Raw genomic sequence first — 26,994 nt, 5'->3', positions numbered from 1 at the left:
GCTGGTTATTCCTGCGCCTGGATCGCGGTAATCGCCACGGTATTGACGATATCCTCCACGAGCGCGCCGCGGGAAAGATCATTCACCGGCTTATTCAGGCCCTGGAGCACCGGGCCCACGGCGACCGCGCCCGAAGAACGCTGCACGGCCTTGTAGCCGATATTGCCGGCATTCAAGTTCGGGAAAACGAAAACCGTGGCGCGGCCGGCCACCGGGGAATTCGGCAGCTTCTTCTTCGCGGCCGCAGCATCCACCGAAGCGTCATACTGGAGCGGGCCGTCAATCAGCACGCCCTCGGGTGCCAGGCTCTTCGCGAGCTCCGTGGCTTCGCGCACCGCATCCACATCCGGGCCCTTGCCGGAGGTACCCGAAGAGTAGGAGAGCATGGCCACGCGCGGCTCAATACCGAATTGCTGGGCGGTGCGGGCCGAATCAATAGCGATGCCGGCCAGCTCTTCCGGGGTGGGATTGGTATTGACCGCGCAATCGGCGTACACGTAGACGCGATCATCCATGAGCATGAGGAAGGCACCGGAAACCGTCTTCGTGCCGGGCTTCATCTTGATGGTCTGGAAGGAGGGAACGATGGTATTTGCGGTGGTGTGGTTCGCACCCGAAACCATGCCGTCGGCATCGCCCATGTAGACCATCATGGTGCCGTAGTAGGAAGGATCCTTCATCTTCTCCACGGCCTGCTCGTAGGTCACGCCCTTCTTGGCGCGCAATTCAGCGAATTTCTCCGCGTAGCGGCGCACCCGCTCCGGATCATCAATCGAAATAATTTCCGCACCGGAGACATCCACGCCAAGCTCAGCGGCGCGGGCGAGAACCTCATCCTTATCCCCAACCAGGGTAATATCCGCGATATCGCGGGCCAGAATCTGGGCGGTGGCCAGCAGAATGCGGTCATCTTCGGCCTCCGGCATAACAATGCGCTTCTTTGCCTTGCGGGCCCGGGCCGCCAGGGAAGCCTGGAAGGACAGCGGGGTAATAACCGAGGATTCCTCTTCCATCGCGGCAACGAGGGTGGCCCGATCCTTATCGGTGAAGGAACGCGCCTCGCCATCGGGTAGATAAATAGTAGGAATACCCAGGTCACGCATGGTGGTGGGGACGTTCTCATCAGCGTCAATAACAATGAGGGCGCTCAGGGTGCCGTACCGATCCTTGATTTCCTTCGCGGAAAGCTGGGCAACAACCTCCACCTGCGCGGCGCTGCGCTGAGCCGCTGACACGGCGACGATGCCGGTGGTGCCCAGGTTGGCGATGGTGCGGCCGGTACGCGAAAGCATCCCGGGATTAATGGGATCCCCATCCAGAATGCCGAGAATGAGAACCGCATCGAAATTCTGGGCGTAATCGGTGTAGCGATTCACCAGCTGGGTCATGGCTTCTTCTTCGTCAGCCACGTAGGCCTGCCGGCTCGAACCCCAAGCAATATCGCGATCCTCGCCGCGGCCAACCTGGTCGAGCAGCTGAAGGAAGGCGGAGTCATTTTCGATATTTCCGTTGGTGAACGCCCGGAACACCCCGACGTTCTTGTAAGTAGAGGTGAGTACATCAACGTAGGCGCTGGCCACCGCCTGGGTGCCCGCATTACCTTCTACCGCGGTGAAATATACGCTGTAGGTCACTTTCTTATCCTTCCGGCCCGTGAGGACCCTTGAAAAAATAGGCGTATCCACGCCGGGATATCCCTTCAAATAATCTCACATCTTGCGAGCTGATGTGCATGCCCAGCTCAGGTCCACGCGGGCGGGTGGGCGTCGTCGTTCCTATCCGGTGACGAAGGTCCTAGAACCCTTCCGGGTGCGGGCCGGCTCCCAGTAGGCGCCGGCGCGTTTTAATCACTAGAATGAACAGCGTGAATACCAGCGATAATTCCCCGGTTCTTGTTGTCGATTTTGGTGCGCAGTACGCTCAGCTCATCGCGCGGCGCGTTCGTGAAGCACACGTTTATTCAGAAATTGTTCCGCACACCATGTCCGCCGCGGATATGCTGGCGAAAAAGCCCGCGGCCATTATCCTTTCCGGCGGCCCGGCATCCGTGTACGCGGAAGGTGCGCCCGCAATCGATAAGGACATTTTTGAGGCCGGGGTGCCTATCCTCGGTATCTGCTACGGCTTCCAAGCGATGGCCCAGGCCCTGGGCGGGCGCGTGGGGCGTACCGGCACCCGCGAATACGGGCGCACCGAAGCCCGCACCGCCGGCGATTCCTGCCTCTTCGCCGGCCTGGAAGATAAGCAAATCGTGTGGATGAGCCACGGGGATGCCGTGAGCGAAGCCCCGGAAGGCTTTACCGTCACGGCCGCCACCGATGAAACCCCGGTGGCCGCTTTTGAAGATCGCAAGCGCCGGCTCTTCGGCGTGCAATGGCACCCGGAAGTGCTCCACTCCCAGCGCGGCCAGGCCGCTCTGGAAAACTTCCTCTACGAAGGCTCGGGAATTAGCCCGAACTGGACTCCGTCCTCCATCATTGATGAGCAGGTGGCTCAGATTCGCGAGCGGGTCGGCTCCGCGCAGGTGATCTGCGCGCTCTCGGGCGGGGTGGATTCCTCGGTTGCCGCGGCGCTCGTGCACAAAGCGATTGGTGACCAGCTCACCTGCTTCTTTATTGACCACGGGCTGCTGCGCGCCGGCGAACGCGAGCAGGTAGAACGCGATTACGCGGAAAGCACCGGCATTCGCATCTTCACCATTGATGAATCCCAGCGCTTCCTCTCCGCGCTGGCCGGCGTGCGCGATCCGGAAACAAAGCGCAAGATTATCGGGCGCGAATTTATCCGCTCCTTCGAAAGCGCGCAGCGTCAGCTGGTAGATAAGCTCGGCGGCGGGGAAGATGTGAAATTCCTTGTCCAGGGAACCCTCTACCCGGACGTGGTGGAATCCGGTGGGGGAGAAGGCGCCTCCAATATTAAGAGCCACCATAATGTGGGCGGCCTACCCGAAGATATGAATTTCGAACTCATCGAGCCCCTGCGTAGCCTCTTCAAGGATGAGGTGCGTGCCATCGGGCGCGAACTGGGCGTGCCGGAGAAAATCGTGGCCCGCCAGCCCTTCCCGGGGCCGGGCCTGGCGATCCGCGTGATCGGTGAAGTCACTGAAGATAACCTGCGTATCCTGCGCGAAGCCGATGCCATCGCCCGCGAAGAACTCACCGCGGCCGGGCTGGATGCTGAGATTTGGCAGTGCCCGGTGGTGCTGCTCGCCGAGGTGCATTCCGTGGGCGTGCAGGGTGACCACCGCACTTACGGGCATCCCATCGTGCTGCGCCCGGTTTCCTCCGAAGATGCGATGACGGCCGATTGGGCCCGGGTTCCCTACGATGTGCTCGCCCATATCTCCAACCGCATCACGAACTCCGTGGCGGAAGTTAATCGCGTGGTTCTGGACGTGACCTCCAAGCCGCCGGCAACAATTGAATGGGAGTAACATTCGCAGTTAAAAAGTGATTCCTCACACATGTGAGAGGGGTGGCGACGTGAAGTCGCGTATCGGCGCGCCCGCCGGGGGCGTCGCGGGAATGTGCGCCGCTCATCTCACGTGTCTGGGAATGTTTTTTCACGCAAGCGCGTTAGGATAAATGTAGGCGCGGACAGCGAGTGATATACGCCCGCCGCCCGTGCCGGACAATACAATCGAGAGTCGCTTGTGCCTGACCGATTGATACGGACAACAGGTAAAAGAATCAGGACTTGTTACCTCGGTGCCGTAGCGATTCACGCGAAGGCGTGGATACGGTGCGGACGCAAGCGTGCGGCAATTTCTTACGGAACATCCGTTCCGCTTGCAAATTGCTTTATGCTTGGATAATAACGGGTACTGACACGACACAAGGAGAGTTAGACGCACATGGAGCGCACTGCTACCGATACCCCAACAGAGGAAGCCTGGGCGGGTTTCACGTCCGGCATCTGGAATGAAGCCATTGACGTTCGTGACTTCATCCAGAAGAACTACACCCCCTACGAAGGGGATGCTTCGTTCCTGGCCGGCCCGACGGAGAAGACCACCCGGCTGTGGGAGTCTCTTGAGGAAAATTACCTCTCCGAGGAGCGCCGCCGTCGCGTGTACGACGTCGACACCGACACCCCGGCCGATATTGACGCTTTCCCCGCCGGCTACATTTCCGAAGACGACGACGTCGTCGTCGGCCTGCAGACGGATGTTCCGCTCAAGCGCGCGATGATGCCCAATGGCGGCTGGCGCATGGTGGAAACCGCCATCAAGGAAGCGGGCAAGGAAGTCAACCCGGAGATCAAGAAGATCTTCACCCGCTACCGCAAGACCCACAATGACGCGGTCTTCGATATTTACACCCCGCGTATTCGCGCGGCCCGTTCCTCGCACATTATTACCGGTCTTCCGGATGCTTACGGCCGTGGCCGCATTATTGGTGACTACCGCCGCGTGGCCCTCTACGGTGTGGATAAGCTCATCGAAGAGAAGCAGGCCATGAAGGATTCCGTGGCCGATCAGCCCTTCTCCGAGCACTGGGCTCGTTTCCGTGAGGAACACGCCGAGCAGATCAAGGCTCTGAAGAAGCTCAAGACCCTCGGTGAGATCTACGGCTTCGATATTTCCGGCCCGGCGAAGAATTCGCGCGAAGCCGTGCAGTGGCTGTACTTCGGCTACCTCGCTTCCGTGAAGAGCCAGGACGGCGCGGCCATGTCCATTGGCCGCCTCTCCGCCTTCCTCGATATTTACTTCGAGCGCGATCTGGCCGCCGGAACCATTACGGAAACCGACGCGCAGGAAATGATTGACAACCTCGTCATGAAGCTGCGTATCGTCCGCTTCCTGCGCACCATCGATTACGATCAGATCTTCTCCGGTGATCCTTACTGGGCCACCTGGTCGGATGCCGGCTTCGGTGATGACGGGCGTACCCTCGTCACCAAGACCTCCTTCCGCCTGCTCCAGACCCTGCGTAACCTGGGTCCGGCTCCGGAACCGAATATCACCATTTTCTGGGATCCGGCGCTTCCGGAAGGCTACAAGGAATTCTGCGCGGCCATTTCCATCGAAACCTCGTCCATCCAGTACGAATCTGACGAACAGATTCGTAACCAGTGGGGCGACGACGCCGCCATCGCGTGCTGCGTCTCCCCGATGCGGGTGGGCAAGCAGATGCAATTCTTCGGGGCTCGTGTGAACTCCGCTAAGGCCCTGCTCTACGCCATCAACGGCGGCCGCGATGAGATGACCGGCAAGCAGGTGACCGAACCGGGTCTGTTCAGCCCGATTGAGGGCGATGGCCCGCTCGACTTCGACGAAGTGTGGCAGAAGTACGAAGAGATGCTCGACTGGGTGGTTGGCACCTACGTTGAAGCTCTTAACATCATCCACTACTGCCATGATCGCTACGCCTACGAATCGGTGGAGATGGCTCTCCACGATTCGGAGATCATCCGTACCATGGGTTGCGGTATTGCCGGCCTGTCCATCGTGGCGGACTCGCTTTCCGCGATCAAGTACGCGAAGGTCTACCCGGTTCGCGACGAAACCGGCCTCGTTGTCGATTACAAGACGGAAGGCACCTTCCCGATCTACGGTAACGACGATGACCGCGCTGATGACATCGCGGCAACCGTGGTTCACACCATCATGGCGAAGATCAAGGCGATCCCGATGTACCGCGATGCCATCCCGACCCAGTCGGTGCTGACCATTACCTCCAACGTGGTGTACGGCAAGGCCACGGGTTCCTTCCCGTCCGGCCACAAGGCTGGCACCCCGTTCTCCCCGGGCGCGAACCCGGAGAACGGCATGGATACCCACGGTATGGTGGCGTCCATGATGTCCGTTGGTAAGCTGGATTACAAGGATGCCCTCGATGGTATTTCCTTGACGAATACCATTACGCCGGCTGGCCTCGGCCGCAATAAGGAAGAGCAGGTCAAGAACCTGGTCGGAATTATGGACGCCGGCTTCATGGCTGAAGAAGACTAAAACTCTAAGATTCAACCCCCAACAAAGAAAAGAAGGTAAAAAATGGCTAAGACCTACGAAGAGCGTCTCGAGTCGATGAAGGCTGCTCGCGAAGATAACGGTGGGGTGCAGGGTCTGTACCACGCCAATATCAACGTGCTGGATCGCTCCACCCTCGAGGACGCGATTGATCACCCCGAGAAGTACCCGAACCTGACCGTTCGCGTTTCCGGCTACGCCGTGAACTTCGTGAAGCTGACCCGCGAACAGCAGCTCGACGTTCTGTCGCGTACCTTCCATCACTCGGCATAACCATTGTCTGCTGAGTTGCGACTAGCACCGGTCGGCCTTCAAGATTTCGAAGCGCCGACCGGTCGGTTGCAGGGGGCCGGTCTGGGAGGCATCGATGTCCTCGACGACATCGAACGCAAAGAACGGCTTCGCAAGATGCGCGAGGGAACCCTCGGTTCCGTCCACTCGTGGGAACTTGTGACCGCGGTGGACGGGCCCGGGACCCGAATGACAGTCTTCATGGCAGGGTGCCCCCTGCGGTGCCTGTACTGTCATAACCCTGACACCTTCATTATGAAGGACGGTCAGCCGGTGGATTCCGATGAATTGCTGCGGCGCTGGAAGCGCTACCGTCGCATGTTCAAGGCGACGGGCGGCGGAATCACGATCTCGGGTGGCGAATGCTTAATGCAACCCGCCTTCCTCAAGACCGTGCTTCGCGGCGCCAAGGAAATGGGAATCCATACGTGTATCGATACCTCCGGATATCTCGGCCGCAACGTCGACGACGAAATGATGAATTACATCGACATGGTGTTGCTCGACGTGAAATCGGGATCCGAGGAAGTATATAAGCGCACGACCGGCCGCGAACTGCAACCGACCATTGATTTTGGTGATCGATTGGCTGCCGCGGGCAAGGAAATCTGGGTACGTTTCGTACTCGTGCCCGGGCTGACAGACGATCCGGAGAACGTGGAGAACGTTGCGAAGATCGTTGCACGGTGGAAGAACGCGGTGAGCCGCGTTGAAGTTCTGCCGTTCCACCAGATGGGGCGAGACAAGTGGCATTCACTTGGCTATGACTACCAACTGGAAGACGTCGTACCGCCGTCACCACAAGCCGTGGAAGAAGCGCGGGAGCACTTCCGGCGCTTGGGGCTGAACACCCCGGCTTTCTAAACGCTACGGATGACGCCAAGGGCCGCGTCCCGAAAGGGATGCGGCCCTTTTGTGTGCGCGCCGGCGTGGCGGTATTACATGGTATTGACCACGAGCCCGATATGGGTATAGAAGTTCATGGCACCGAAGAGCATGAAGATGACCCCGCTGATGACCAGGCACCAGTAGGCGGCGCTGACCACGCCGCCGCGCACCTGCCCGCGGGCGTCCGGGCGCACCGCGGCGAAGAAGAGAATCGCACCCACACCGGCCAGGCCAAAGACCGCGGAGAGGGCAATCGACTCCAACCAGGGGTAGGCCGCGAAGGACCCGGAAATCGGCTCCTGGGGAGGGGCGGCGAAGAACTGGTAGACCATCCCGGCGCACATAATCGCCAGCAGCGCCAAGCCCATTGCCAGCGCGAAAATGGAGACCGGGCGGGCGATCCGCGCGAAAGTGTTGAATGGGGTGGCGGAGGCGAGGATGCGATCCCCGCGCTTCCACAGGATGAAACTCGCCGCCAGCAGGAGCACGCCGAAGCCGAGGCAGGTTTCCCCGAAGATAATATTGTCGAAGGGGAAGCCGCCGGCGGCCAACGGCCAGGTGAGGGACATGTGCAGGCCGGTGAGCGTCTGGATCAGGCCGGTTACGAGGAAGCCGAGGGTGTAGCCGTCCAGGCTCACGGCCTTATCGGCATCGGTGCCCGCGGCATCCGCGCCCGCGGCATGCGCGGCGGCGGTAGCACCCGGAGTGTCAGCTGTGCTCGCGGCAGCGCCAGCTCCCACAGCTCCCGCTGGAACCGCGCTGCGTAAGTGCACCAGCAGCCGGCCAACCAAGATCAGGCCCACTCCGGCCGCGATGGCCATAATGGTGTTGTAGGTGGGCATCGACGCCCAATCAATCATTCCCGGGGCGCTTTCCCCGGTGAAGAAATCTCCCACGTTCACCACTCCTTTCTCAATTTAGGACTAATGTCCCCATGATAGCCGGGTTCGCCCGGCACAGTGGGCCGCAACACAGTAGGCTAGACTCATGACTCACTACCGCGTGCATAACCCCAATACCGGCGAGGTGGAAGAACGCTTCCCCTCCCTGCCCGCCGCCGCGATCCCGGGCGTGATCAGCGCTTCCTGGGATGCCTTCACCAGCTGGCGGGATACCCCGATGGCCACCCGCGCCGCGATCCTGCACCGCTTCGGGGAGCTCATCACGGAGCGCTCGGCGGAGCTCGCAGATATTATCGGGCGGGAAATGGGCAAACCGCTGCGCGATGGCGCTGCCGAGCTCGCCACCGTCAGCCAGCACGCCCACTGGTTCGCCGATAACGCCCCGCGCTACCTCGAACCCACCGCGCTGGATGCCGGCGATGGCATCCCCACCTACGTGCTCCACCAGCCGCTGGGCGTGCTGCTGGGCATCATGCCCTGGAACTTCCCCTATTCCCAGATCGCCCGCTTCGCGCTGCCCCAACTCATGGTCGGCAATACGATTCTCATGAAACAAGCGGAAATCTGCCCGCGTTCCTCGGCTGCGTTCGCGGCGCTGCTGCGCGAGGCCGGCCTGCCGGATGGGGTGTACCAGAATATCTACCTGGATATTGCGGATACGGAGAAAGTCCTGGCGGACCCGCGCGTCAAAGGAGTATCGCTGACCGGTTCGGAGCGGGCGGGATCCTCGGTTGCGCAGTTGGCCGGGAAGTACACGAAACGTTCCCTCCTGGAGCTGGGCGGCAATGATGCCATGGTGGTGCTGGATGCCGCCGATATCGCAGCGGTGGCCCGGGAGGCGGTGCGCACCCGCGTGTTCAACGCCGGGCAGGTCTGCACCTCGAATAAGCGCATTATCGTGCTGGATAGCGTTTTCGAAGAATTCCTCGCGGCGGCCCGCGCGGAGATCGCGAGCATCGTGGTGGGTCCCTATGACGACCCGGCCACGGATATGGGGCCGCTGTCCTCGATTGCCGCCAGGGACGAGGTGGTGCGGCGGGTGGCGAGCGCCGTCGCCGCTGGAGCGCACCGCCATTACGGAGGTCACAAAATTGACCGGCCGGGCGCTTATATGACCCCGGCCTTGCTCACCGATATTCCCGCCGACCACGATATCGCTCGCAACGAATTATTCGGGCCGGTGGTGGCGCTCTACCGGGTGGCGGATGAGGAAGCAGCCCTCGAGCTGGCCAATAGCACCGCCTACGGTTTGCAGTCCTCGGTGTGGAGCCAGGACCTGGAGAAGGCGCAGCGGTTCGCGGCGCGGCTCGCGGCCGGGATGACCATTATCAATAAGCACCGCGAATCGGCGCCCACCTGGCCTTTTGGTGGGATTAATCGTTCCGGTTACGGCCGCGAGGAGGGCGCCTGGGGTTTGCGCGCCTTCACGAACGAGCATGCGGTGCGCGTCCATCCGGCGCGATAGGTACGACGCCGCAGCTTAGTTGGCGCGGGGCCGGCCGGGCAGGCAGGTGCCGCATGCCATCCGCCGGTGCCCGGAGTGAGAGCAACGCGAAGTTCGGGGGCGTTTTTTGTGTCGGGGTGGTGTCGTACCCTAGAAGGGCTATGGAGGAATCGTACAAAGCAACAATCGCGCGGCTGCGGGAACGCGTGGCGGCCGCTCAACAAGCCGGGGCTACCGTGGGGCGGCGCCCGGGTGTGCCCGCGCCGGCTCAGGCTGCTGAAAGCGCGCCTACAGGTCAGGGCGGGGCGGCGGCTGCGGCTGCGCCGGAGGTTTCGAGCATGCCGGAGGTCTCGGGCGCGGCGGCGCGTATTCTCACCGGCCTCAATAGCGCCCAGCGGGAAGCCGTGATTCACAGCGGCGGCCCGCTGCTCGTGGTCGCCGGGGCCGGCTCGGGTAAAACCCGGGTGCTCACCTCGCGTATCGCCTACCTCATCGCCACCGGGCAGGCCCACCCCGCCAATATCCTCGCCATCACCTTCACCAATAAGGCGGCGCGGGAAATGCGCGAACGCCTGGAAGGGATGCTCGGCGGCCTGGCCCGCGGCATGTGGATCTCCACCTTCCACTCCGCCTGCGTGCGGATTCTGCGGGCCGAACACCGCGCGCTCGGGATGCGATCCACCTTCACCATTTACGATGCCGCGGATTCCCAGCGCCTCATGACCATGGTGTGCCGGGAAGAAAATATCGACATCCGGGCCTACCCGCCCAAAATGCTCAGCCGCCAGGTCTCCAATCTCAAAGATGAACTGGTCACCCCGGCCGCGCAGGCCGCGGCCGCAACCGATAGGGACGGCCAGGTGCTGGCCCAGGCCTATGCCGCCTACCAGGATCGCCTCGAGCGCGCCAATGCGCTGGATTTCGATGATCTTATTATGCGCACGGTGGAGGTGCTCACCTCCCACCCGGATATAGCTGAGCGCTACCGCACCCGCTTCCGCCACATTCTGGTGGACGAATATCAGGACACCAACCACGCCCAGTACGTGTTGGTACGCACCCTGGCCGGGCAGGGCCCGGAACGTTCCGCGCTCACCGTGGTGGGCGATGCCGATCAGTCCATTTACGCCTTCCGCGGGGCCACCATCCGCAATATTGAGGATTTTGAGAAGGACTTCGCGGATGCTACCAGCGTGGTCCTCGAGCAAAACTATCGCTCCACCCAAAATATTCTCTCTGCCGCCAATGCCGTCATTTCCCATAATGAGGGGCGCCGGCCGAAAAAGCTGTGGACGGACTCGGGGAGCGGGGAAAAGATCACCGGCTACGTGGCCGATTCGGAAAGCGACGAAGCCCATTTCGTTGTCACGGAAATTGATCGGCTCCGGGATAATAACGGGGTGCGTTACGGGGATGTGGCGGTGTTTTACCGCACCAATTCCCAGGCGCGGGCCCTGGAAGAAATGTTCGTGCGCTCCGGGATCCCCTACCGGGTCATCGGCGGCACCCGCTTCTATGAGCGCAAAGAAATCAAGGACGCCCTCGCGTACCTGCACGCGGTAGCCAATCCGGATGATACCGTTTCGCTGCGCCGCATCATTAATGAACCCAAACGCGGGGTGGGGGATACCGCCCAGGGCCACCTGGCCACCCACGCCCAACGCTGGAATATTTCCTTCGGTGCAGCGGTGGCCGATGTGGCTACCCCGAACCGGGAGCGCGGCGAAGTTGCGGGGCTGACGGCTCGGGCCCGCAGCGCCGTCGCCGATCTGGCTCGTATCCTCGAAACCGCGCGTCAGGATGCCGCCGCGGGCGGCAAACCCGCGGATATCCTCGATTACCTCATGGATGAATCCGGGTACCTGGCCGTGCTACAAGAATCCAAAGACCCGCAGGATCTCAGCCGGGTGGAAAACCTGGCCGAATTACACGCGGTCGCGGTGGAGTTCTCCGCCCAGAATCCGGATGCTGGGTTGGGGGAGTGGCTGGATCAGATTTCGCTGGTCTCAGATACGGATCGGCTTCCCGAGGGGAGCGAATCCGAAGGGGAAACCACCCTCATGACGGTTCACACCGCCAAAGGTTTGGAGTTTCCGGTTGTTTTCGTCACCGGCCTGGAAGACGGCACCTTCCCGCATATGCGTTCCCTGGATGACCGGCGCGAACTCGCCGAAGAACGCCGCCTCGCCTACGTGGCCTTCACCCGCGCGCGTGAACGCCTCTATATTTCGCGCGCGGCAGCGCGCTCCTCGTGGGGGGCGCCCCAGGAATTCCCGCCCTCGCGTTTTATTGAAGAAATCCCGCCCGAACTTATTGACTGGCGCCGGGAACAATCCTCGCAGGATCTGGTGCGCGGTGGTGGCATTGGTTCCGGCATTGGTTCCGGTTACGGGTGGGGGCGCCGGGAACGGCGCGCACCTTCTTTCTTTGACGACGACGCCGGGCCTGTCATCGGCTCAGGTACATTCAAACCCGGGAAACTCGGGGTGCCCGCCACCTCGAACTCGGCCTCCCGGGCGGATTCCGCCGGTAGTGCGCATACAGCGGCCGGCGGTTCGGGTGGTTCCGCGATTGGTGGTTCGAGCGGCACCCCAGGCACCTCAGGCGCCCCGGGCGCACCTAGCGCGGTGGGCGCGGCCGACGCCGCGGATACCAAGGGCTTCGCGGTGGGCGACACCGTGGAGCACCGCTCCTTCGGGCGGGGGACCATCCTCGGCTTCGAAGGCCGAGGAAAGTCCACCACCGCGAAGGTCGCTTTCGGCTCGGTCACGAAACGCTTGATGTTGCGCTTCGCTCCGCTGACGAAAGTGGAGAAGTAGCAGCGGCCGGCACGCTCAGGGTGCGCCGGTGGCTACGCGCCGCCGCGCGCCCGCTCAGTTTGTACCAGGCCAGCGCGCTCAGGAACACCACCCCGTCGGTGAAAGCCATCATCGCCGAGGTCGCCAAATCCAGGTACAGGGCCAGCACGAAGCCGAGGAGCGCCTCGGCCACCGCAATCAGGAGAGTGAGAACCAGGAGGTGGCGCAGCGAGCGGGCGAAAAGAATAGCCGTGGCCGCCGGCACCACCATGAGGGCAATAACCAGGATCGCGCCCGCGGCGTTGAAAGCCGCCACCACGGTCAGCGACACCAGCATCATGAGCCCCAGCTCCACCGCCCGCACCGGGAAGCCGATAGTCGCCGCGAAATCACCGTCGAAAGTATCGGTTTTGAGAACCCGGAAAAACACCGCGATGAAAATCGCGTTGAGTGCGCACACCGCGAGCAACTGCCACATGGTGCGCGGGCCAATATCGTAACCACCGATGATGATATGTTCCGGGCTCAAAGCCATGAGATTCAGGTCCCCGGTGAGCACGGTGTCCTGGCAAATATGGACATGAGAAAGGGTGGTTGAGAGCAGCAAAATACCCAGGGCGAAAAGCACCGGGAAAATCACGCCCTGGCTGGCATCGCCGGTCAGCAACCGGGTGCGATCCAGCTGCTGGGCACCCAGCACCACCACCAAACCCATGAGCGCCGCGCACACCACCATGATCGGGGAATGCGTGGAACCAGAAAGAATCGTGCCCACCACAATCCCGGGGAGCACCGCGTGCGACATCGCGTCCACCAGCATCGACTGCCCGCGCAACACCAGGAACACCCCCGGAAGCGCGCAGGTCACCGCGGTCACCACCGCGAGCAACATAACTGCCACAATGAAACTCATTGCCCGCTCCTCTCCGAAGCACCCCCGGCTGCCAGAGCCTCCGGCGCCGCAGGCGCCGTCGTCGTCGCCGATCTTGGCGCGCCCGCAGAAACAGGAACCTCCGCGGAAGCCAGCGCCCGGGTGGCAAGATCACCGCGTAAGCGGCGCTGGCGCAGGGCCACCACCACGATGGAGCGGCGCGGCGCGGCCAACAGCGAGAACGCGAAAATAACAAAGAGGTGGAGCACCACGATCGGGCCGGTGGGAACCTTGCCCAGGCAGACGGACAGATACGCGCCCGCCGCGCCCGCAACCCCACCGAAAATCCCGGCCAGCACCATCATCGAGGACATGCGGTGCGTCCACTGGCGCGCGGCCGCGGCCGGCATAATCGCAAAAGCGACCATGAGAATAAGCCCCACGCCCTTGATTCCAATCACGATAGCGATGGTGACGAGCACCAGCATGAGCGGCGTGAGCACGCGCGGGCTGAAACCCTGCAATTGCGCCGTGACCGGATCGAAAGTCACCAATTTGATTTCTTTGAAGAAAGCGAGAATCACCGCAACGGTGAGCAGCCCGAATACCGCGATGGTCACCAGGTCCCCGGCGCGCACATTCGCCGCATTGCCGAACATGTAGCTGTCGATCCCGCCGCGATTGGGCAGGTGAGAATGGGTGAGCAGCCGCAGGCACACCATCCCGCCCCCGTAAAACAGCGAAAGGCAGATGGCCATGGCGGCATCCGCCTTCACTTTCGAATGCGCCACGATGATATTGGTGAGAACGACGGCGCACATCGCCGCCGCGCTTGCCCCGAGCACTAGGACCACCATCGAGCGCCCATCCATGCCCAGCAGGGTGGCCACCGTGAAGGCGGCAACCACACCGAGGATGGAGCTGTGCCCGATAACGTCGGAAACCAGGGACTGGCGGCGCAGGTAGAGCAGGCAACCAGCGATTCCGGAAAACACCCCGATGAGGGTGGTGCCGATGAGCATGGTGCGGAAAATATAGGTTCCCCACAATTCCAGCGGGGAAATAAAATCAATCATTGCGCCGCGCCCTCACTTGCGTTCGAGGGCGATGGAAAGGCCGTACGCCCGCGCGATATTCTCCGCGGTGAAAGCCTCCTCCACGCTTCCGCTCGCCACCAGTTTGCCGCTAGAGAGCAGCACCACGCTATCGCAGAAATCGGGGACCGTCTGCAGATCGTGATGCACGATCATCACGGTTTTCCCCTCATCAACCAGTTCGCGCAGCAGCGTCATAATCGCCTGCTGGGAGGTGATATCGATACCCGCGAAAGGTTCGTCCATGAGGTAGAGCTCGGCGTGCTGGGCCAGGGCGCGCGCCACGAAGGTGCGCTGCTGCTGGCCGCCGGACAGCTCGTTGATATGGCGGTGGGCAAGATTGGAAATTCCCAGGCGCTCCATGGCCGCGGCGGCGGCTTCGCGCTGGCGCACGCCCGGGCGGCGCAGCCAGCCCAGCTGGGCGTACGTACCCATGAGCACGACGTCGCCCACCGTGGTCGGGAAATCCCAATCCACGGTGGCGGTTTGCGGCACGTAAGCAATACGCGAACGCACCCGGGGGAGTGGTTCGCCGAAGAAGGTGACCTCCCCGGCGAGGGCCGGAACAAGGCGCAGGGCCGCCTTCATGACGGTGGATTTCCCCGCGCCGTTCGGGCCGAGAAGCGCCACCACCTGGCCTGGACTGACGCGGAGCGAAACATCGCTCACCGCGATCGTATCCTGGTAGGCGACGCTCAGGTGGTCAATCTGACAGGCCAGCGTGGTAGCGGATCCCATAGATATCACCTATTTCTGCGAAAGCGCGCTGACGATGGAATCAACGTTGTAGCTGAAAGCGCCCAGGTAGGTATTCGTGGGAGCTTCGGAGCTGAGGGTATCGGCGAAGAGCTCGTTATCGGAGACCTCAACATGCCAACCCTTTTCGCGCACCGCGTCCTGGAGGTGCTTAATGACTTCGGGGTTCTTGAGGTTGTCCTGGAAGATCACCGGAACCTTGCGCTCGGCAATGAGGGTGGCGAGCTCGTTGAGCTCCACCGCGGACATTTCCGATTCGGAGGAAACGAAATCGGTGGCGTGGATTTCAATACCGAAAGAAGCGCCCAGGTAGTTGAAGGCGTCATGCCCGGTGATGAGCACGCGGTTTTCCTTCGGGATCTTATCGAACTTGGCCTTGGCTTCATCGGCGGCCTTGGCGATCTTCTTGTTGTATTCTTCCGCGTTGGCCTTGTAGAGGTCCGCGTTCGCGGCGTCGATCTCACCGAGCTTGGCGGCGGTGGCCGTCACCACATACTGCCAGTTCTCCGGGGAGTTCCACACGTGCGGGTCGTGGCCTTCGATCTTGCCGTCTTCTTCCCAGGGGAGGAGCTTATCTTCCGGGATGGCTTCCGCGGCCGCGATCTGGCGGTCGCCGAGCTTCTCGAGCTGGCCCATCATCTTGTGTTCCATATCGTGGGAGGTCCACACCACAAGATCGGCCTTTTCGATGGCCTGGGTATCCTGGGTGGTCAGTTCCTGGGTGTGAGGATCACCGCCGGGCTTGACCAAGGTGGTTACGTTAGCCTCGGGAGCGACATTGCGAATAACATCTTCGAGGTAACCGGTAGTTGCCACCACCGACAGGCCCGCGGCCTTTGAGGAGTCGGTGGCCGGCGATTCGGATGCGCCCTTGTTTTCGGTGGCGCAGCCGGTCAGGGATGTGAGTGCCAAAGCCCCGGCCGCGGCAATCGCGGCCAACTTAACAGAATGTTTCATGGTGTCCTTCTTCAATCACGAAAGCATGTAAGGTATGGGTTTCTTTACTCGGGACCTGAATATGTTAACCGATGCACGCATAAAGCACTAGGGCAAATCTGCGAAACGTCGCGAAAAATCCCGGGAATTGCTGGGTGAAAAGTCAATAAGAATAATTGCGTGCCTGGTAGCTGCGGCACTCTCGCTCACTTCTGGTAGTACGACGACGCCGCTAGCTGGCTGCCGCCCTTACCTGTCCGCATGATGGACCGGGGCGGGGGCGTCACCCGGGGTGGGCTAAGCTCACAGCTATGCAGCAGGATCTCAAGGTACAGGGTCAGGCCGGTGCGGCCTGGCGATGGTGGCGCGCCTAAGAAGCGTTCCCCTGCGGCGCAACTACGCCGCCCCAACCACTTGAGAGGAGAATCCCGTGCAACGGGACCTACCGCATTCACCTGAGCACTATGTCCCCGATGCCCTATCCACGCATCGCCGGCACTCCACCACACTCACTGTCTCCATCATGGCGCCTTCCGCCACGCCGGCTACTGCCGCTACGGCTGCCGCCATGGCTGCCTCCACCCGCGCCCAGCTGCGCTGCCGCTGGTGGAAAGCCGCACGGGGGCGATGGCGCGCGGCGCCTAGCTCAGCGCGGCCCGCCTAGCACAGCACGCCTAGCGCAGCCCGCTCAGCACCGCAGTCCACACAAACTTTCCAAAGTACGGAGTTGTCATGATTAAAGAAGCCATTATTAAAGTTGTGTCCAAGCAGGATCTCACCTATGACGAGGCCTACACCGTTATGAACGAGATCATGGGCGGGGAAAGCACTCCCACCCAGACGGCAGCCTTCCTCGCCGCGCTTTCCACCAAGAACGCGCGGGCAGAAACCACCGATGAGATTTCCGGCTGCGCCACTGCGATGCGCGAGCACGCTGATTACTTCGAGGTTCCTTTCCCCACCCTGGAAATCGTGGGAACCGGCGGGGATAACGCCCACTCTTTCAATATTTCCACGACCTCGATGTTCGTGCTGGCCGCCGGGGGCGTCAAGGTCTCCAAGCACGGTAACCGCGCCGCCTCCTCGCTGTCCGGTACCGCCGACTGCCTGGAAGCCCTCGGGGTGAATATCAACCAGGATCCGGATACCTGCCGGCGCCTCCTCGATGAGGTGGGCATGTGCTTCATGTTCGCCCAGCTCTACCACAAGTCCATGAAGAACGTGGGGGCAATCCGCAAGGAGCTCGGCTTCCGCACCGTCTTCAATATCCTCGGGCCGCTGACCAACCCGATCCACCCCGAATACCAGGTCCTCGGCGTTTACGATGAATACCTCGTGGAGCCCCTCGCCCGCGTCCTCAATGACCTGGGCGTCCACCACGGCCTGGTGGTCTACGGCCAGGATAAGCTCGATGAGATTTCCCTCTCCGCCCCCACCACGGTATGCGAAGTACGCAACGGCGAATACCGCACCTTCGAAATGTCCCCGGATGTGTTCGGCTTCAACCGGGCCACCCCGGCCGATATGCTCGGCGGCACCCCGGAAGAAAACGCCCAGATCACCCGCGATATCCTCTCCGGTAAAATCACCGGCCCCAAGCGTGACGTGGTCCAGCTCAATGCCGGTGCCGGCCTGTACATTGCCGGTAAGGCCCGCTCCATTGCCGCGGGCGTGGATATGGCCGGCGACCTCATTGACGACGGCAGCGCCTACCGCAAGATCGACGAATTCGTGGAGGCTTCGCGTGCCTAATATTCTCGAGCAGATCGCCGCCGCCACCCGAAAGCGGGTGGCCCGCGATAAAGAACAGATCCCCGCGGCCCGCATGCGCGAACTCGCCGAAGCACTCGCCGCGGCGCCTGCACCCGCTGCCGCCGCACCCGCGCCTGCACGCGCCGCCGCCCCCGCTGCCGCCGAAGCACTCGCCGCCGCCCCCGGCAGCGAACCCGGGAGCGATCCGGCCAGCTTCCCCTTCGAGGCCGCCCTGCGCGGCCCCGGGCTCGGCTTCATCTGCGAAGTGAAAAAAGCCTCGCCCTCGAAGGGCATCATCGCCGAAGATTTCCCCTACCTCGATATTGCCCGCTCCTACGAAGCGGCCGGGGCGGAAGCCATGTCCGTGCTCACCGAGCCGCAGTGGTTCCTCGGCTCGGATAGCTACCTGGAGGAAATCACCCGCACGGTTGCTACCCCTTGCCTGCGCAAAGATTTCGTGGTGGATTCCTACCAGATCTACCAGGCGAAAACGCTGGGGGCCAGCGCGGTGCTGCTCATCTGCTCGCTCCTGGATACCGCGATCCTGCGCGAGTACCTCCAGCTGGCGCATTCCCTCGGGCTATCGGCCCTGGTGGAAACCCACGACGCCGCGGAAATTGACTCCGCCCAGGCGGCCGGTGCCCGCATTATCGGAATCAACAACCGCAATCTCAAAGATTTTTCGGTTGATCTGGCCACCGCGGGCCAGTTGCGGGCCCGTATCGAGAGTACGGCACTCGTCGTCGCCGAATCGGGGGTGCGCGGGGCCGCGGACGTGGAAGCGCTCGCGGCCGGCGGTGCCGACGCGGTGCTCGTGGGCGAAGCCCTCATGCGCAGCGCCGATAAAGTAGGAGTCCTGGCCCAGTGGCGCCAGGCCGCGGCGCGCGTCGTCGCCCCCGCACAGGAGAAAGAGTAACCATGACCGAAGGACACACGATGGAAAGCTCCACCTCGGGAACCTCCACGCCGCCGGCCGGCGCTACCGCGCGCCCGGGCCGTTTCGGCATCCACGGCGGGCAGTTCATCCCGGAAACTCTCATGCCGGCCATCGAAGAACTGGACGCCGCCTACCGGCACTACCGCGACGACCCGGAATTTAACGCCGAACTCACCGATCTTTTCAATAACTACGCGGGCCGGCCCTCCCTCCTCTACTACGCGGAGCGGATGACGCGCGACCTGGGCGGCGCGAAAATCTACCTCAAACGCGAGGACCTCAACCACACCGGCGCCCACAAAATCAATAACGTGCTCGGCCAGGCGCTGCTCGCCAAGAAAATGGGCAAAACCCGCCTCATCGCGGAAACCGGGGCCGGCCAGCACGGGGTCGCCACCGCCACCGCTGCCGCGCTTTTCAATATGGAATGCGTGGTGTTCATGGGGGAGGAAGATACCCGCCGCCAGGCCCTCAACGTGTACCGCATGCGCCTGCTGGGCGCGGATGTGGTCGCGGTGAAATCCGGGACCGGCACCCTCAAAGACGCCGCCAGCGAAGCCTTCCGCGAATGGACCGGGCGGGTGAGCGATACCCACTACTGCCTCGGCTCGGTTATGGGCCCGCATCCCTTCCCCACGATCGTGCGTGATTTCCAAGCGGTTATTTCCCGCGAGGCCCGCGCCCAGATCCTGGAAGCTGAGGGGCGCCTGCCCGATGCCGTCATCGCCTGCGTGGGCGGCGGCTCGAACGCGGCCGGTTCTTTCTACAACTTCGTAGATGATGCGGGCGTGCGCCTCATCGGCGCGGAAGCGGCCGGGCGGGGCGTGGATACCCCGGATACCGCCGCGACCATCGCCACCGGCACCGAAGGCATTTTCCACGGCATGAAATCCTATTTCTGCCAGGACGAATTCGGGCAGATCGCCCCGGTGTACTCCATCTCGGCCGGCCTGGACTACCCGGGGATTGGCCCCGAGCACGCCTACTGGCACGATATCGGGCGCGCGGAATACGTCCCGGTCACCGATGCGGAGGCCGTGGATGCGTTCGAATACCTTTCGCGCACCGAGGGGATCATTCCCGCGATTGAATCGGCGCACGCCCTCGCGCACGCCATGAAGATCGCCCCGGAGATGCCGGGCAAGATTATTATCGTCACGCTCTCGGGCCGCGGGGATAAGGACGTCGCGGCCATCGCGCGCTACCGGGGAGAAGATATCCATGACTAAACAGGTACCCATCGCCCGGGCTTTTTCCCGCGGCAAAGCTTTTATTCCGTTCTTCACCTGCGGGGATCCAGATTTAGGTACGACGGCGCACATTATCCGCGCGGCCGGCCGGGCCGGTGCAGATCTCATCGAATTCGGCGTGCCTTTCTCTGATCCGACCGCCGAGGGCCCGGTCATCCAGGCTTCCTCGGAGCGGGCGCTGCGCGGGGGAGCCACAACGGACAAAATTTTTGAGATGATCGGCCAGGTGCGCCCGGATCTGGAGTGCCCCTTCGTCATCATGACCTACGCTAATGTGGTCTTCTCCTACGGCCCGGAGCGCTTCGCGCGCCGCTGCGCGGAAGTTGGGGTCTCCGGCGTGATCCTCCCCGATGTGCCTTTCGAGGAGAAGGCCGAATTCGAGGGGGCTTTGGCTGTGCATAACGTTGATCTCATTTCGCTGATCGCGCCTACCTCCGAGGACCGGATCGAAGCGATTGCGCGGGCCGCGCGCGGCTTCCTCTACGTGGTCTCCTCCATGGGGGTGACGGGCATGCGCTCGAATATCACCACCGATGTGGGGGCCATCGTAAAGAAGATCCGCTCGGTCACGGATACTCCCTGCGCGATTGGCTTCGGGATTTCTTCCCCGGAGCAGGCCGCCCGCATGGGAGCGCTCTCCGACGGGGTGATCGTGGGATCGGCCCTGGTTTCCCGGATTCACGAACTGGCGGCGGCCGGAAAGGGCGCGGAGCAGATCGCCGCGGATATCGCCGGCCGGGTGAGCGAGCTCAAGGGCGCGCTCGGCTAAGCGCCGCGAAGGTGCCGCTGCGCGTAGCGGAGCGCAGGCTCCGCGCGTGCGGCGGAGCGAAAGCCCCGCCGCGAGCACGCTGCGGCCGCGCGATATGGTGCGGTGAGCAACACGCCGGGCCATCTTCCGCGGCCCGGCACCCATCGCGCGCCACCATGGAAGGGATGTTAACGTATTCGCGCCGCGTGGCGCTCGCCCTGGCCGTTATCCAGCCCGTGGTCCTCACCTGGATCACGGTGGTGCTCATCTGCCTGCTCGGATACACCCTCACCGCGGCCTCCCCGCTGCTCGGGGACGTAACCTGGCAGGGCGCGGCACGCCTGGGCGGCTCCCTGTGGCTGCTCGCCCTCGGCACGCCGCTGGTGAGCGCGGGCGGGCATATCGGCCTCATGCCCCTGCTCCTCACCGCACTTATCGCTTGGCTCACGGTGCGTTTCCTGCGTGCCATCGTGGTGGAAGACTGGTGGGACGTAGCCATCGCCACGCTGAGCGGAGCGGGCAGCGCCGGCGTGATCTGCCTACTCTCCCTCCCGCAATCATCCCTGCTCCACGCCCTCGTGGGCGGGGCGGTGCTCGGCTTCGCCGCCAGCCAATGCGCCTGGCTGGAACGCCCGGCCTGGCCCGGCGTGGCCATCCTGGAACGCGGCTGGCGCCTCATTGCACCGCTCGCCGCCACCCTGGCGGTAGTGAGCCTCCTCCTGGTTCTTGCCGCGGTGGTGCTCGGCTTCGGGCGCGCCCAGGCCCTGCACGCCGCCTACCTCACCGATCTCACCGGCACGATTCTCTTCACCCTCACCCAGCTGCTTTTCGCTCCCGCGCTGGCGGTATGGGCACTGGCCTACGTGACCGGCGCCGGTTTCACGGTGGGCAGCGGCGCGGTCTTCTCGGCCCTGGGCGGCAGTTTCGCCCCCATCCCCGGCCTTCCCGTGTTCGGCCTGCTGCCCGACCCGGCCCTGCGCCCCGCCTGGCTCCTCATCATCCCCATCCTCACGGGCCTGGCCTGGGGAATTATCCGCTCGCTGCTCCCGCGCGACTGGGTGAGCGCCGCGGTGGGCGCCCTGGAACTCCTGGTGCTCGTGGCCCTGGCCGGGCAATTCGCCACCGGCGGGATCGGCCCGGGCCGCATGCTCGAGGTCGGCACCCGCGCCCCGCTCCTCACCGGCTGCGTGGCGCTCACGGTGCTGCTACCCTTCGCGCTCGGTTACGGCGCGCGCGACTTCTGGGCGTGGGTGCGCGCCTTGTGGGAACGCTACCGGGTACGGCGCGCCCTGCGCCCCGCCCCGCAGCAGAACGACGACGCCGCCCACCCCGCAGCGCCCACTTCCGCCACCACAGCGGATGCCGCGGTCACGGCTCCTACCGCCGCGACCGCTGCGGAACCAGCATCTTCTCAGCCGGCCGCCGCTGACTGGGAGGAGCGTGGGAAAAGTGAGGAAAAATAACAGGAGAGCTGGGCATAGAGTGAAATAACGGCGCGCGGAGGTGCCCGAGCGGCCTAAAATTTTGCCTATGCTTCAACCCAATACGCACGGGGCGCTCCTGGCTGCCGGCCTCTGCTCGCTGGCTTTCCTGGCGCTGGGGGTGCGCACCATCCCGCGTACCCGCCGCCTGGCTACCGCGATTCCGGTGCTTGCCATGGTGGTGGCAGCCGTATGCGGCGTCGTCGCTATTGGGGTGGGCATGAACCTCAACTTGCAGTACGCAAGCACGTGGAGCGATGTCAAAACCATTTTCACGAAAAGCGGCGGCAAGGCTTCCGTGACCGCGGTGACGAGCGAGCTCCCCAAATACGCCGGGCAATCCGGTGAGATCCCCATGCCGGAAGGCAAAGAATGGAAAGCCGATTTCACCCCGGCCGGGCACGGGGTGGTGGGAACCGTCTTCCGCGGCCCCGAATCCGGCCTTGAGCTGCCCGTATGGGTGTACCTGCCCCCGGATTATTCCCCGGAGCGCACCTACCGCGTGATCGTCATGATCCAGGGCTTTCCCTCGCAGACGGAGAAAATTCCGGGAGTGCTGGATTTGGAGCATACGATGCCGGCGAGCGCGCCCGATACGATCGTGGTGGTCCCCTCCCTCAATGTGGATAACCAGCAGCCCGATTGCGTGGATCTATCCGGGCGGCCCGCGGTGGGAACCTGGGTGAACCGCGATGTTGTGCAGATGGTGCGCAAGAATTTTTCCGTCTCCGCGGATCGGCGCGACTGGGCCATTGCCGGGGCCTCCTACGGGGGCTGGTGCGCGCCGGTGCTCGGGCTGTACAACCCGCAAACCTTCGCCTCGGTGATTTCCTTTTCCGGGTACAACGTGCCGGTTATCGGCCTGACCCAAGCCCCCGGCCTGCGCGAACAATTCACCGTCACCAACCTCATGAAAAAAGCGAGCTGGCCGCAGTCCATGTACTTCACCGGCACCCGCACCGATAACGACCCGGTGGAACTGGCGCGCGGCCTGGAGGAAGTCAAGAACCCGCGCCTGAAAACCACCGTGCACCTGGACCCGAACGGCGGGCACTCCTGGGACACCTGGAAAAAACAGCTGCCCGGGGCGCTGGAGTGGTGGAATGGTGATCGGGCGGGCGGAGCGAAAAGCGTGGTGGCCACCCGCGGGTGGATGACCCAAAAAACCACCGTCGCCGGCGCCTATCTGCTCTTCGCGCTGCTGGCCGCGGGGAGTATTGTGCGCGGGCGAGCCCTGGTGCGCCGCCCCCGCTACGTGCCTCGGCACGCGCTGCATACCCGCCGCCACGCCCTGCCGCGCGGCACAGGCCGCTACCGGATACGGCGCTGGGCCTGGGTGAGCCTCACGGTGGCCTGGGGGATCGTGGCCCTACTCCTCACCGTCAATCTCAAAACGCATACGGTTGAAGACATCCGCTTTATCGGCGCCTTCTTCCACCTCTTCACCATGTAGCTGCGGGCGGGCGCCCGCGCAGGCTGGGCACCCCATGCCCGGGGTAGCACCGCGCAGGCCGCGAGCGTCCGCCCGGGCGCGGGCTATACTGGCTCACGTGAATGCGCACTTTTCCCACCCGCTGGTCTACTGGGCCTGCGCGGCCTGGATCGGCATCATCGTGGCCCTCGCCTTCCTCGCCGACCCGCGCGTAGCCATCCTCGCGCTCGCGGGCAGTTTCGTGATCCTCGCGGTGGCGCGCCTGACCCTACCCACCGGCTACGTCCCCTCGGTGCGTTCGCGCATCACCGACGCCGCCACCCTCCTCCTCCTGGCCGCAGCCCTCTTTTTCCTTGCGCGTTTCGCCCTCACGCCCCCCGTTATTTAAGAACGACGCCGCAGCACCCTGGCACGCCACCACGCAGGCGCTGCGCCGTCGCTGTGCCACTGCACCCCTCCCGTGTTCGCTTGCCGCTTGTTTCTGAGACGCGGTGGGCCTGGTGGGCGCGGGCTCGTCCATACTGGTGGAGTGAGTCCCTTAGCTATGAACATTATCTGGGTTGTTGTTTTCACGCTGATCGGCGCGTTTTTCGCCGCTTCGGAAATCGCGCTGGTTTCCCTGCGGCAAACGCAGATCGACGAGATGGCGGAGAACTCCGCCTCCGGGAAAACGATCCAGCGCCTAACCTCGGATTCCAACCAGTTTCTTTCCGCAGTTCAGGTGGGCGTGACCCTGGCCGGGTTCTTCTCCGCCTCCTTCGGTGCGGCCTCCATCGCCCCGGAGATCGCGCCCACGTTCAGAGCTTGGGGGATGTCCGAAAACGGGGCCACCACCCTGGCTTTTGTGCTCACCACGCTCGTGATTTCCTATATTTCCATTGTGTTCGGGGAGCTGGTGCCCAAGCGCATCGCCCTGCAATCGGCGGAAACTATCTCCACGCTGGCCGCTCGGCCCCTCGCTTTTATTACCGCGGTGCTGCGCCCGGTCATTTGGTTCCTAGGCGCGAGCGTGAACGGGGTGCTGCGGCTGTTGCGCCGCGACCCGAAAGAGCAGCGCGAAGAAATGGGAGTCGCGGAGCTGCGTGCCTTCGTGGCCAGCCAGGAAACGATTGGCACCGAGGAACGCGATATGGTCGTCTCGATGCTGTCCGTTTCGGACCGCACCGTCCAGGAGGTTATGACGCCGCGCACCGAAGTGGAATTCCTGGACGCGGAACTTTCCCTCGACGAAGCACGCCCCCTCGTTACGGCCCTGGAACACTCGCGTTATCCGGTGCGCCGCGGTGGGAACGACGACGACGTGATCGGCTTCCTACACATTCGCGATATGCTCGCTCCCGCTCCCACGGCTCAACGGGTGAGCGATTTGGTGCGCCCGGTGACGTTCTTCCCCACGGGTAAGGATGTGCTGGAGGCTCTTTCAGATCTGCGGAAAGCCCACGCTCATCTGGCCATCGTGGTGGATGAATACGGGGGTACGGACGGCATCGTCACCATTGAGGACGTGATGGAAGAATTCGTGGGCGAAATCCGCGATGAATACGACCGCGAGGTCCCCAAGGTGCAGGTACACGGGGGAGTGCGGGATATGGACGGGCTCTCCACCCGTCCCGAGGTGCTCAAAATGCTCGGGGTGGAGCTCCCCGAGGGGCCTTTCGATACCCTGGCCGGCTATATCATCGCCCAGCTGGGGCGCATGCCGCAGGTAGGGGATTCCACCCGGCTGGGCGCGGTGGAGCTCACCGTACAGTCCCTGGACGGGCGGCGCATCGACCGGGTGCGGGTGGACCAGGTGACCGAATCGGAGGACATCGCCATGGCCCGGATGGAAGGCCACAGCGAAGCCGGGCGGTAGCTGGTGCCCTAGCGGATCACGCGGGTAGCCGAATCGCGCGGGGAGCGAGATCCGCCGGCGGCGGCCGGAAGCCCCTGCTGCCAGCGGGCGTGGCGCCGTTGAATTCTGGATATACCTTCACGGAGCTGAACTGCGTTTTGGTCTGGCGGTGCATGAACGCTAAAAAATAGCATTTTTACGGGGTGGTATATGCTTCCAGTTTTCGCGACAGTGAAAATAATAGATAGAAATAGTCACTGTTAGGCCGCATAGAAAACTAATTATTATGTATAAATCGACGGTGTATTCGGCAAGTAATCGAGCTATGGTGGGCTCGTTTTCGCTCTGTTGAATTTTGGTTACAAAAGACGTTTCCGCTCGAGACTTTAGTCACAAGTAGCTACCTATTGCCGCATAAATAAGCGGAAAAGTCTGACTACTGCGTGGTTCGTGCTGGAATTATCCTGAACGTCACCCGTGGTGGAAACTGTAGAAATTAGCTAAGGTAAATCAAGAAAGCGACTATGCAGTCGTACTCATTCCTATTCCTTATTGAACGTGAAAATGGTTTCGCGACGGGTGTGGGATGTTTGCCTGTAACGGTATCAATTGGTGAGGGGTTAGTAGTGAAGCTGATCAAACGAGCGGCTGCCGTTATTGCCGCGCTTGCTGTTTTAGCGGGGGGGGGGTAGCCGCTCCTAGCCTCGCGTCACCCGACACTTCCGATGGGGGAGAAACGCGTGCAACGGAGCGCGCTGCCGGTATCCCCGTCGGCCCCAACCTCACCGCCACCTGGGATTCCACCACAAAAACACTCACCGTAGCTGGCCACGGCGAACTCGACCGTAAACAGTGGATGGATCTGAAAAAACAACACTGTGCCACGCAGGGGAAAGCGGAGCCAAGGAAAATACTTTTCGCTCCGAAAGAGGGTAGTGACATTATTTTTCCGGCTGACTCCTCTATCTTGTTTCAGGGCTGTTTTAATGCCGAGATTTACTTTCCGCCTTACGGTATTAACACTAGCGGTGTTACGAATATGAGGGGAATGTTTGCGCAAACCCACAGGGCTAATCCAGAGGTTTCCAACTGGGATGTTAGTAACTGTACAAACTTCACGCAAATGTTTTGGGAGGCTGGAGCTAATCCAGATGTATCGAGGTGGAAGCCTAATACTAAGGCGAATTTCCGGTGGATGTTCCGAGATGCGGAGAATATAACGATTATAGATATCTCGAACTGGACGTTTGATGAGGCTGGCACTTATCAGAATAGCAAAAAAGCGGAATTTGCTTTCTGGACTAGGGGCCGCACGGTATTTCGACTAAAAGGCAAACAATTCGCACAGCTGCAATCGCAGACGAGGGGTATTGGATTTCAGGATATTCGCTATGAGGTAGTCGAAGAGGCGAATCCCTCAGGTGAGGAAAATATTATTCTTACGGGAATTCAAGGTAGGGATCTAAATTATCTTTTCTCAATTCGTTCAGATTTTTCGAAGTACCAGGATGATGCTATCTATCTCATTCGTCGAGTGTGTCAAGTTGTTTGTGTGTGAGCATTGTTTATAAATACTTATTAAACCGGTCAGGGTAGGCCACGGACATCT

The 26,994-nt window shown here is 62.4% G+C and carries 20 protein-coding genes and 1 pseudogene; 15 read left to right on the top strand and 6 right to left on the bottom strand.

Annotation, left to right across the window (positions count from 1 at the left end):
• Positions 1-5: 5 nt before the first annotated feature.
• On the bottom strand, positions 6-1,634 hold the full coding sequence (gene pta, locus ACRQFC_RS05810; protein ID WP_180948664.1) for a phosphate acetyltransferase: 1,629 nt from the start codon (positions 1,632-1,634) through the stop codon (positions 6-8).
• Between the two features lie 221 nt (positions 1,635-1,855).
• On the opposite strand from pta, the gene guaA reads away from it, so the two are divergent.
• The 3 genes and pseudogenes from guaA (at position 1,856) to pflA (ending at position 7,126) form a co-directional block, all read left to right on the top strand.
• On the top strand, positions 1,856-3,433 hold the full coding sequence (gene guaA / locus ACRQFC_RS05805) for a glutamine-hydrolyzing GMP synthase (protein ID WP_087070578.1): 1,578 nt from the start codon (positions 1,856-1,858) through the stop codon (positions 3,431-3,433).
• A gap of 420 nt (positions 3,434-3,853) precedes the next feature.
• Positions 3,854-6,244, top strand: a pseudogene (pflB, locus tag ACRQFC_RS05800) (formate C-acetyltransferase).
• Positions 6,245-6,247: 3 nt separating this feature from the next.
• Positions 6,248-7,126 carry a pyruvate formate-lyase-activating protein gene (gene pflA / locus ACRQFC_RS05795; RefSeq protein ID WP_087070580.1) on the top strand — a complete coding sequence of 293 codons (879 nt, stop codon included), beginning with the start codon at positions 6,248-6,250 and terminating at the stop codon, positions 7,124-7,126.
• Between the two features lie 74 nt (positions 7,127-7,200).
• Here pflA and ACRQFC_RS05790 read toward each other — a convergent pair whose 3' ends face one another.
• Positions 7,201-8,052 (bottom strand): DUF981 family protein, encoded by an 852-nt coding sequence (locus ACRQFC_RS05790; RefSeq protein WP_410374513.1) that lies wholly within the window; start codon positions 8,050-8,052, stop codon positions 7,201-7,203.
• An 85-nt stretch (positions 8,053-8,137) separates the two neighbouring features.
• On the opposite strand from ACRQFC_RS05790, the gene ACRQFC_RS05785 reads away from it, so the two are divergent.
• Positions 8,138-9,517, top strand: a complete 1,380-nt coding sequence (locus ACRQFC_RS05785) for an aldehyde dehydrogenase family protein (RefSeq protein ID WP_284883167.1) — start codon at positions 8,138-8,140, stop codon at positions 9,515-9,517.
• A 140-nt stretch (positions 9,518-9,657) separates the two neighbouring features.
• The gene (locus ACRQFC_RS05780) at positions 9,658-12,315 is read left to right on the top strand and encodes a UvrD-helicase domain-containing protein (RefSeq protein WP_284883166.1); all 2,658 of its coding nucleotides are present in this window, start codon (positions 9,658-9,660) and stop codon (positions 12,313-12,315) included.
• On the opposite strand, the gene ACRQFC_RS05775 is transcribed toward ACRQFC_RS05780, so the two are convergent.
• The 4 genes from ACRQFC_RS05775 to ACRQFC_RS05760 are packed head-to-tail and all read right to left on the bottom strand — an operon-like array spanning position 12,263 to position 15,972.
• Positions 12,263-13,207: a metal ABC transporter permease gene (locus ACRQFC_RS05775; protein ID WP_284883165.1), complete on the bottom strand. Its 945-nt coding sequence runs from the start codon at positions 13,205-13,207 to the stop codon at positions 12,263-12,265. The genes ACRQFC_RS05780 and ACRQFC_RS05775 overlap by 53 nt on opposite strands.
• Positions 13,204-14,241: a metal ABC transporter permease gene (locus tag ACRQFC_RS05770; RefSeq protein WP_284883164.1), complete on the bottom strand. Its 1,038-nt coding sequence runs from the start codon at positions 14,239-14,241 to the stop codon at positions 13,204-13,206. The genes ACRQFC_RS05775 and ACRQFC_RS05770 overlap by 4 nt, the downstream gene beginning before the upstream one ends.
• Before the next feature lie 12 nt (positions 14,242-14,253).
• A complete protein-coding gene (locus tag ACRQFC_RS05765; RefSeq protein WP_087070584.1) occupies positions 14,254-14,997 on the bottom strand; it encodes a metal ABC transporter ATP-binding protein in 744 nt (247 codons plus the stop codon).
• 9 nt (positions 14,998-15,006) lie between these two features.
• Entirely contained in the window at positions 15,007-15,972 is a 966-nt protein-coding gene (locus tag ACRQFC_RS05760; RefSeq protein ID WP_087070585.1) for a metal ABC transporter substrate-binding protein, read from the bottom strand.
• Positions 15,973-16,381: 409 nt separating this feature from the next.
• On the opposite strand from ACRQFC_RS05760, the gene ACRQFC_RS05755 reads away from it, so the two are divergent.
• From ACRQFC_RS05755 to ACRQFC_RS05710, 10 genes are all read left to right on the top strand, one after another.
• Positions 16,382-16,615, top strand: coding sequence for a hypothetical protein (locus tag ACRQFC_RS05755; protein ID WP_284883163.1), 234 nt, complete (start codon positions 16,382-16,384; stop codon positions 16,613-16,615).
• A gap of 68 nt (positions 16,616-16,683) precedes the next feature.
• A complete protein-coding gene (gene trpD, locus ACRQFC_RS05750) occupies positions 16,684-17,703 on the top strand; it encodes an anthranilate phosphoribosyltransferase (protein WP_101595402.1) in 1,020 nt (339 codons plus the stop codon).
• The gene (gene trpC / locus ACRQFC_RS05745) at positions 17,696-18,619 is read left to right on the top strand and encodes an indole-3-glycerol phosphate synthase TrpC (RefSeq protein WP_101595405.1); all 924 of its coding nucleotides are present in this window, start codon (positions 17,696-17,698) and stop codon (positions 18,617-18,619) included. Before trpD ends, trpC begins: the two co-directional genes overlap by 8 nt.
• A 2-nt stretch (positions 18,620-18,621) precedes the next feature.
• The gene (gene trpB, locus ACRQFC_RS05740; protein WP_320753138.1) at positions 18,622-19,869 is read left to right on the top strand and encodes a tryptophan synthase subunit beta; all 1,248 of its coding nucleotides are present in this window, start codon (positions 18,622-18,624) and stop codon (positions 19,867-19,869) included.
• Entirely contained in the window at positions 19,862-20,659 is a 798-nt protein-coding gene (trpA, locus tag ACRQFC_RS05735; protein ID WP_087070586.1) for a tryptophan synthase subunit alpha, read from the top strand. Before trpB ends, trpA begins: the two co-directional genes overlap by 8 nt.
• Positions 20,660-20,823: 164 nt before the next feature.
• Complete coding sequence (locus tag ACRQFC_RS05730; RefSeq protein WP_101595408.1) at positions 20,824-22,101, top strand: cell division protein PerM; 1,278 nt, start codon at positions 20,824-20,826, stop codon at positions 22,099-22,101.
• Between the two features lie 67 nt (positions 22,102-22,168).
• On the top strand, positions 22,169-23,572 hold the full coding sequence (locus ACRQFC_RS05725; protein WP_087070588.1) for an alpha/beta hydrolase: 1,404 nt from the start codon (positions 22,169-22,171) through the stop codon (positions 23,570-23,572).
• Between the two features lie 97 nt (positions 23,573-23,669).
• On the top strand, positions 23,670-23,939 hold the full coding sequence (locus ACRQFC_RS05720) for a DUF3017 domain-containing protein (protein ID WP_026428220.1): 270 nt from the start codon (positions 23,670-23,672) through the stop codon (positions 23,937-23,939).
• 141 nt (positions 23,940-24,080) lie between these two features.
• On the top strand, positions 24,081-25,406 hold the full coding sequence (locus tag ACRQFC_RS05715) for a hemolysin family protein (protein ID WP_234984483.1): 1,326 nt from the start codon (positions 24,081-24,083) through the stop codon (positions 25,404-25,406).
• Positions 25,407-26,241: 835 nt separating this feature from the next.
• A complete protein-coding gene (locus ACRQFC_RS05710; RefSeq protein ID WP_087071226.1) occupies positions 26,242-26,943 on the top strand; it encodes a BspA family leucine-rich repeat surface protein in 702 nt (233 codons plus the stop codon).
• The last annotated feature ends 51 nt before the right edge of the window (positions 26,944-26,994 follow it).

This window comes from Actinotignum inguinis, assembly GCF_051265835.1.
GTDB classification, from domain to species: domain Bacteria; phylum Actinomycetota; class Actinomycetes; order Actinomycetales; family Actinomycetaceae; genus Actinotignum; species Actinotignum timonense.
The sequence above is the reverse complement of the archived record's forward strand: the minus strand, read 5'-3'. Positions and strand labels throughout refer to the sequence as shown.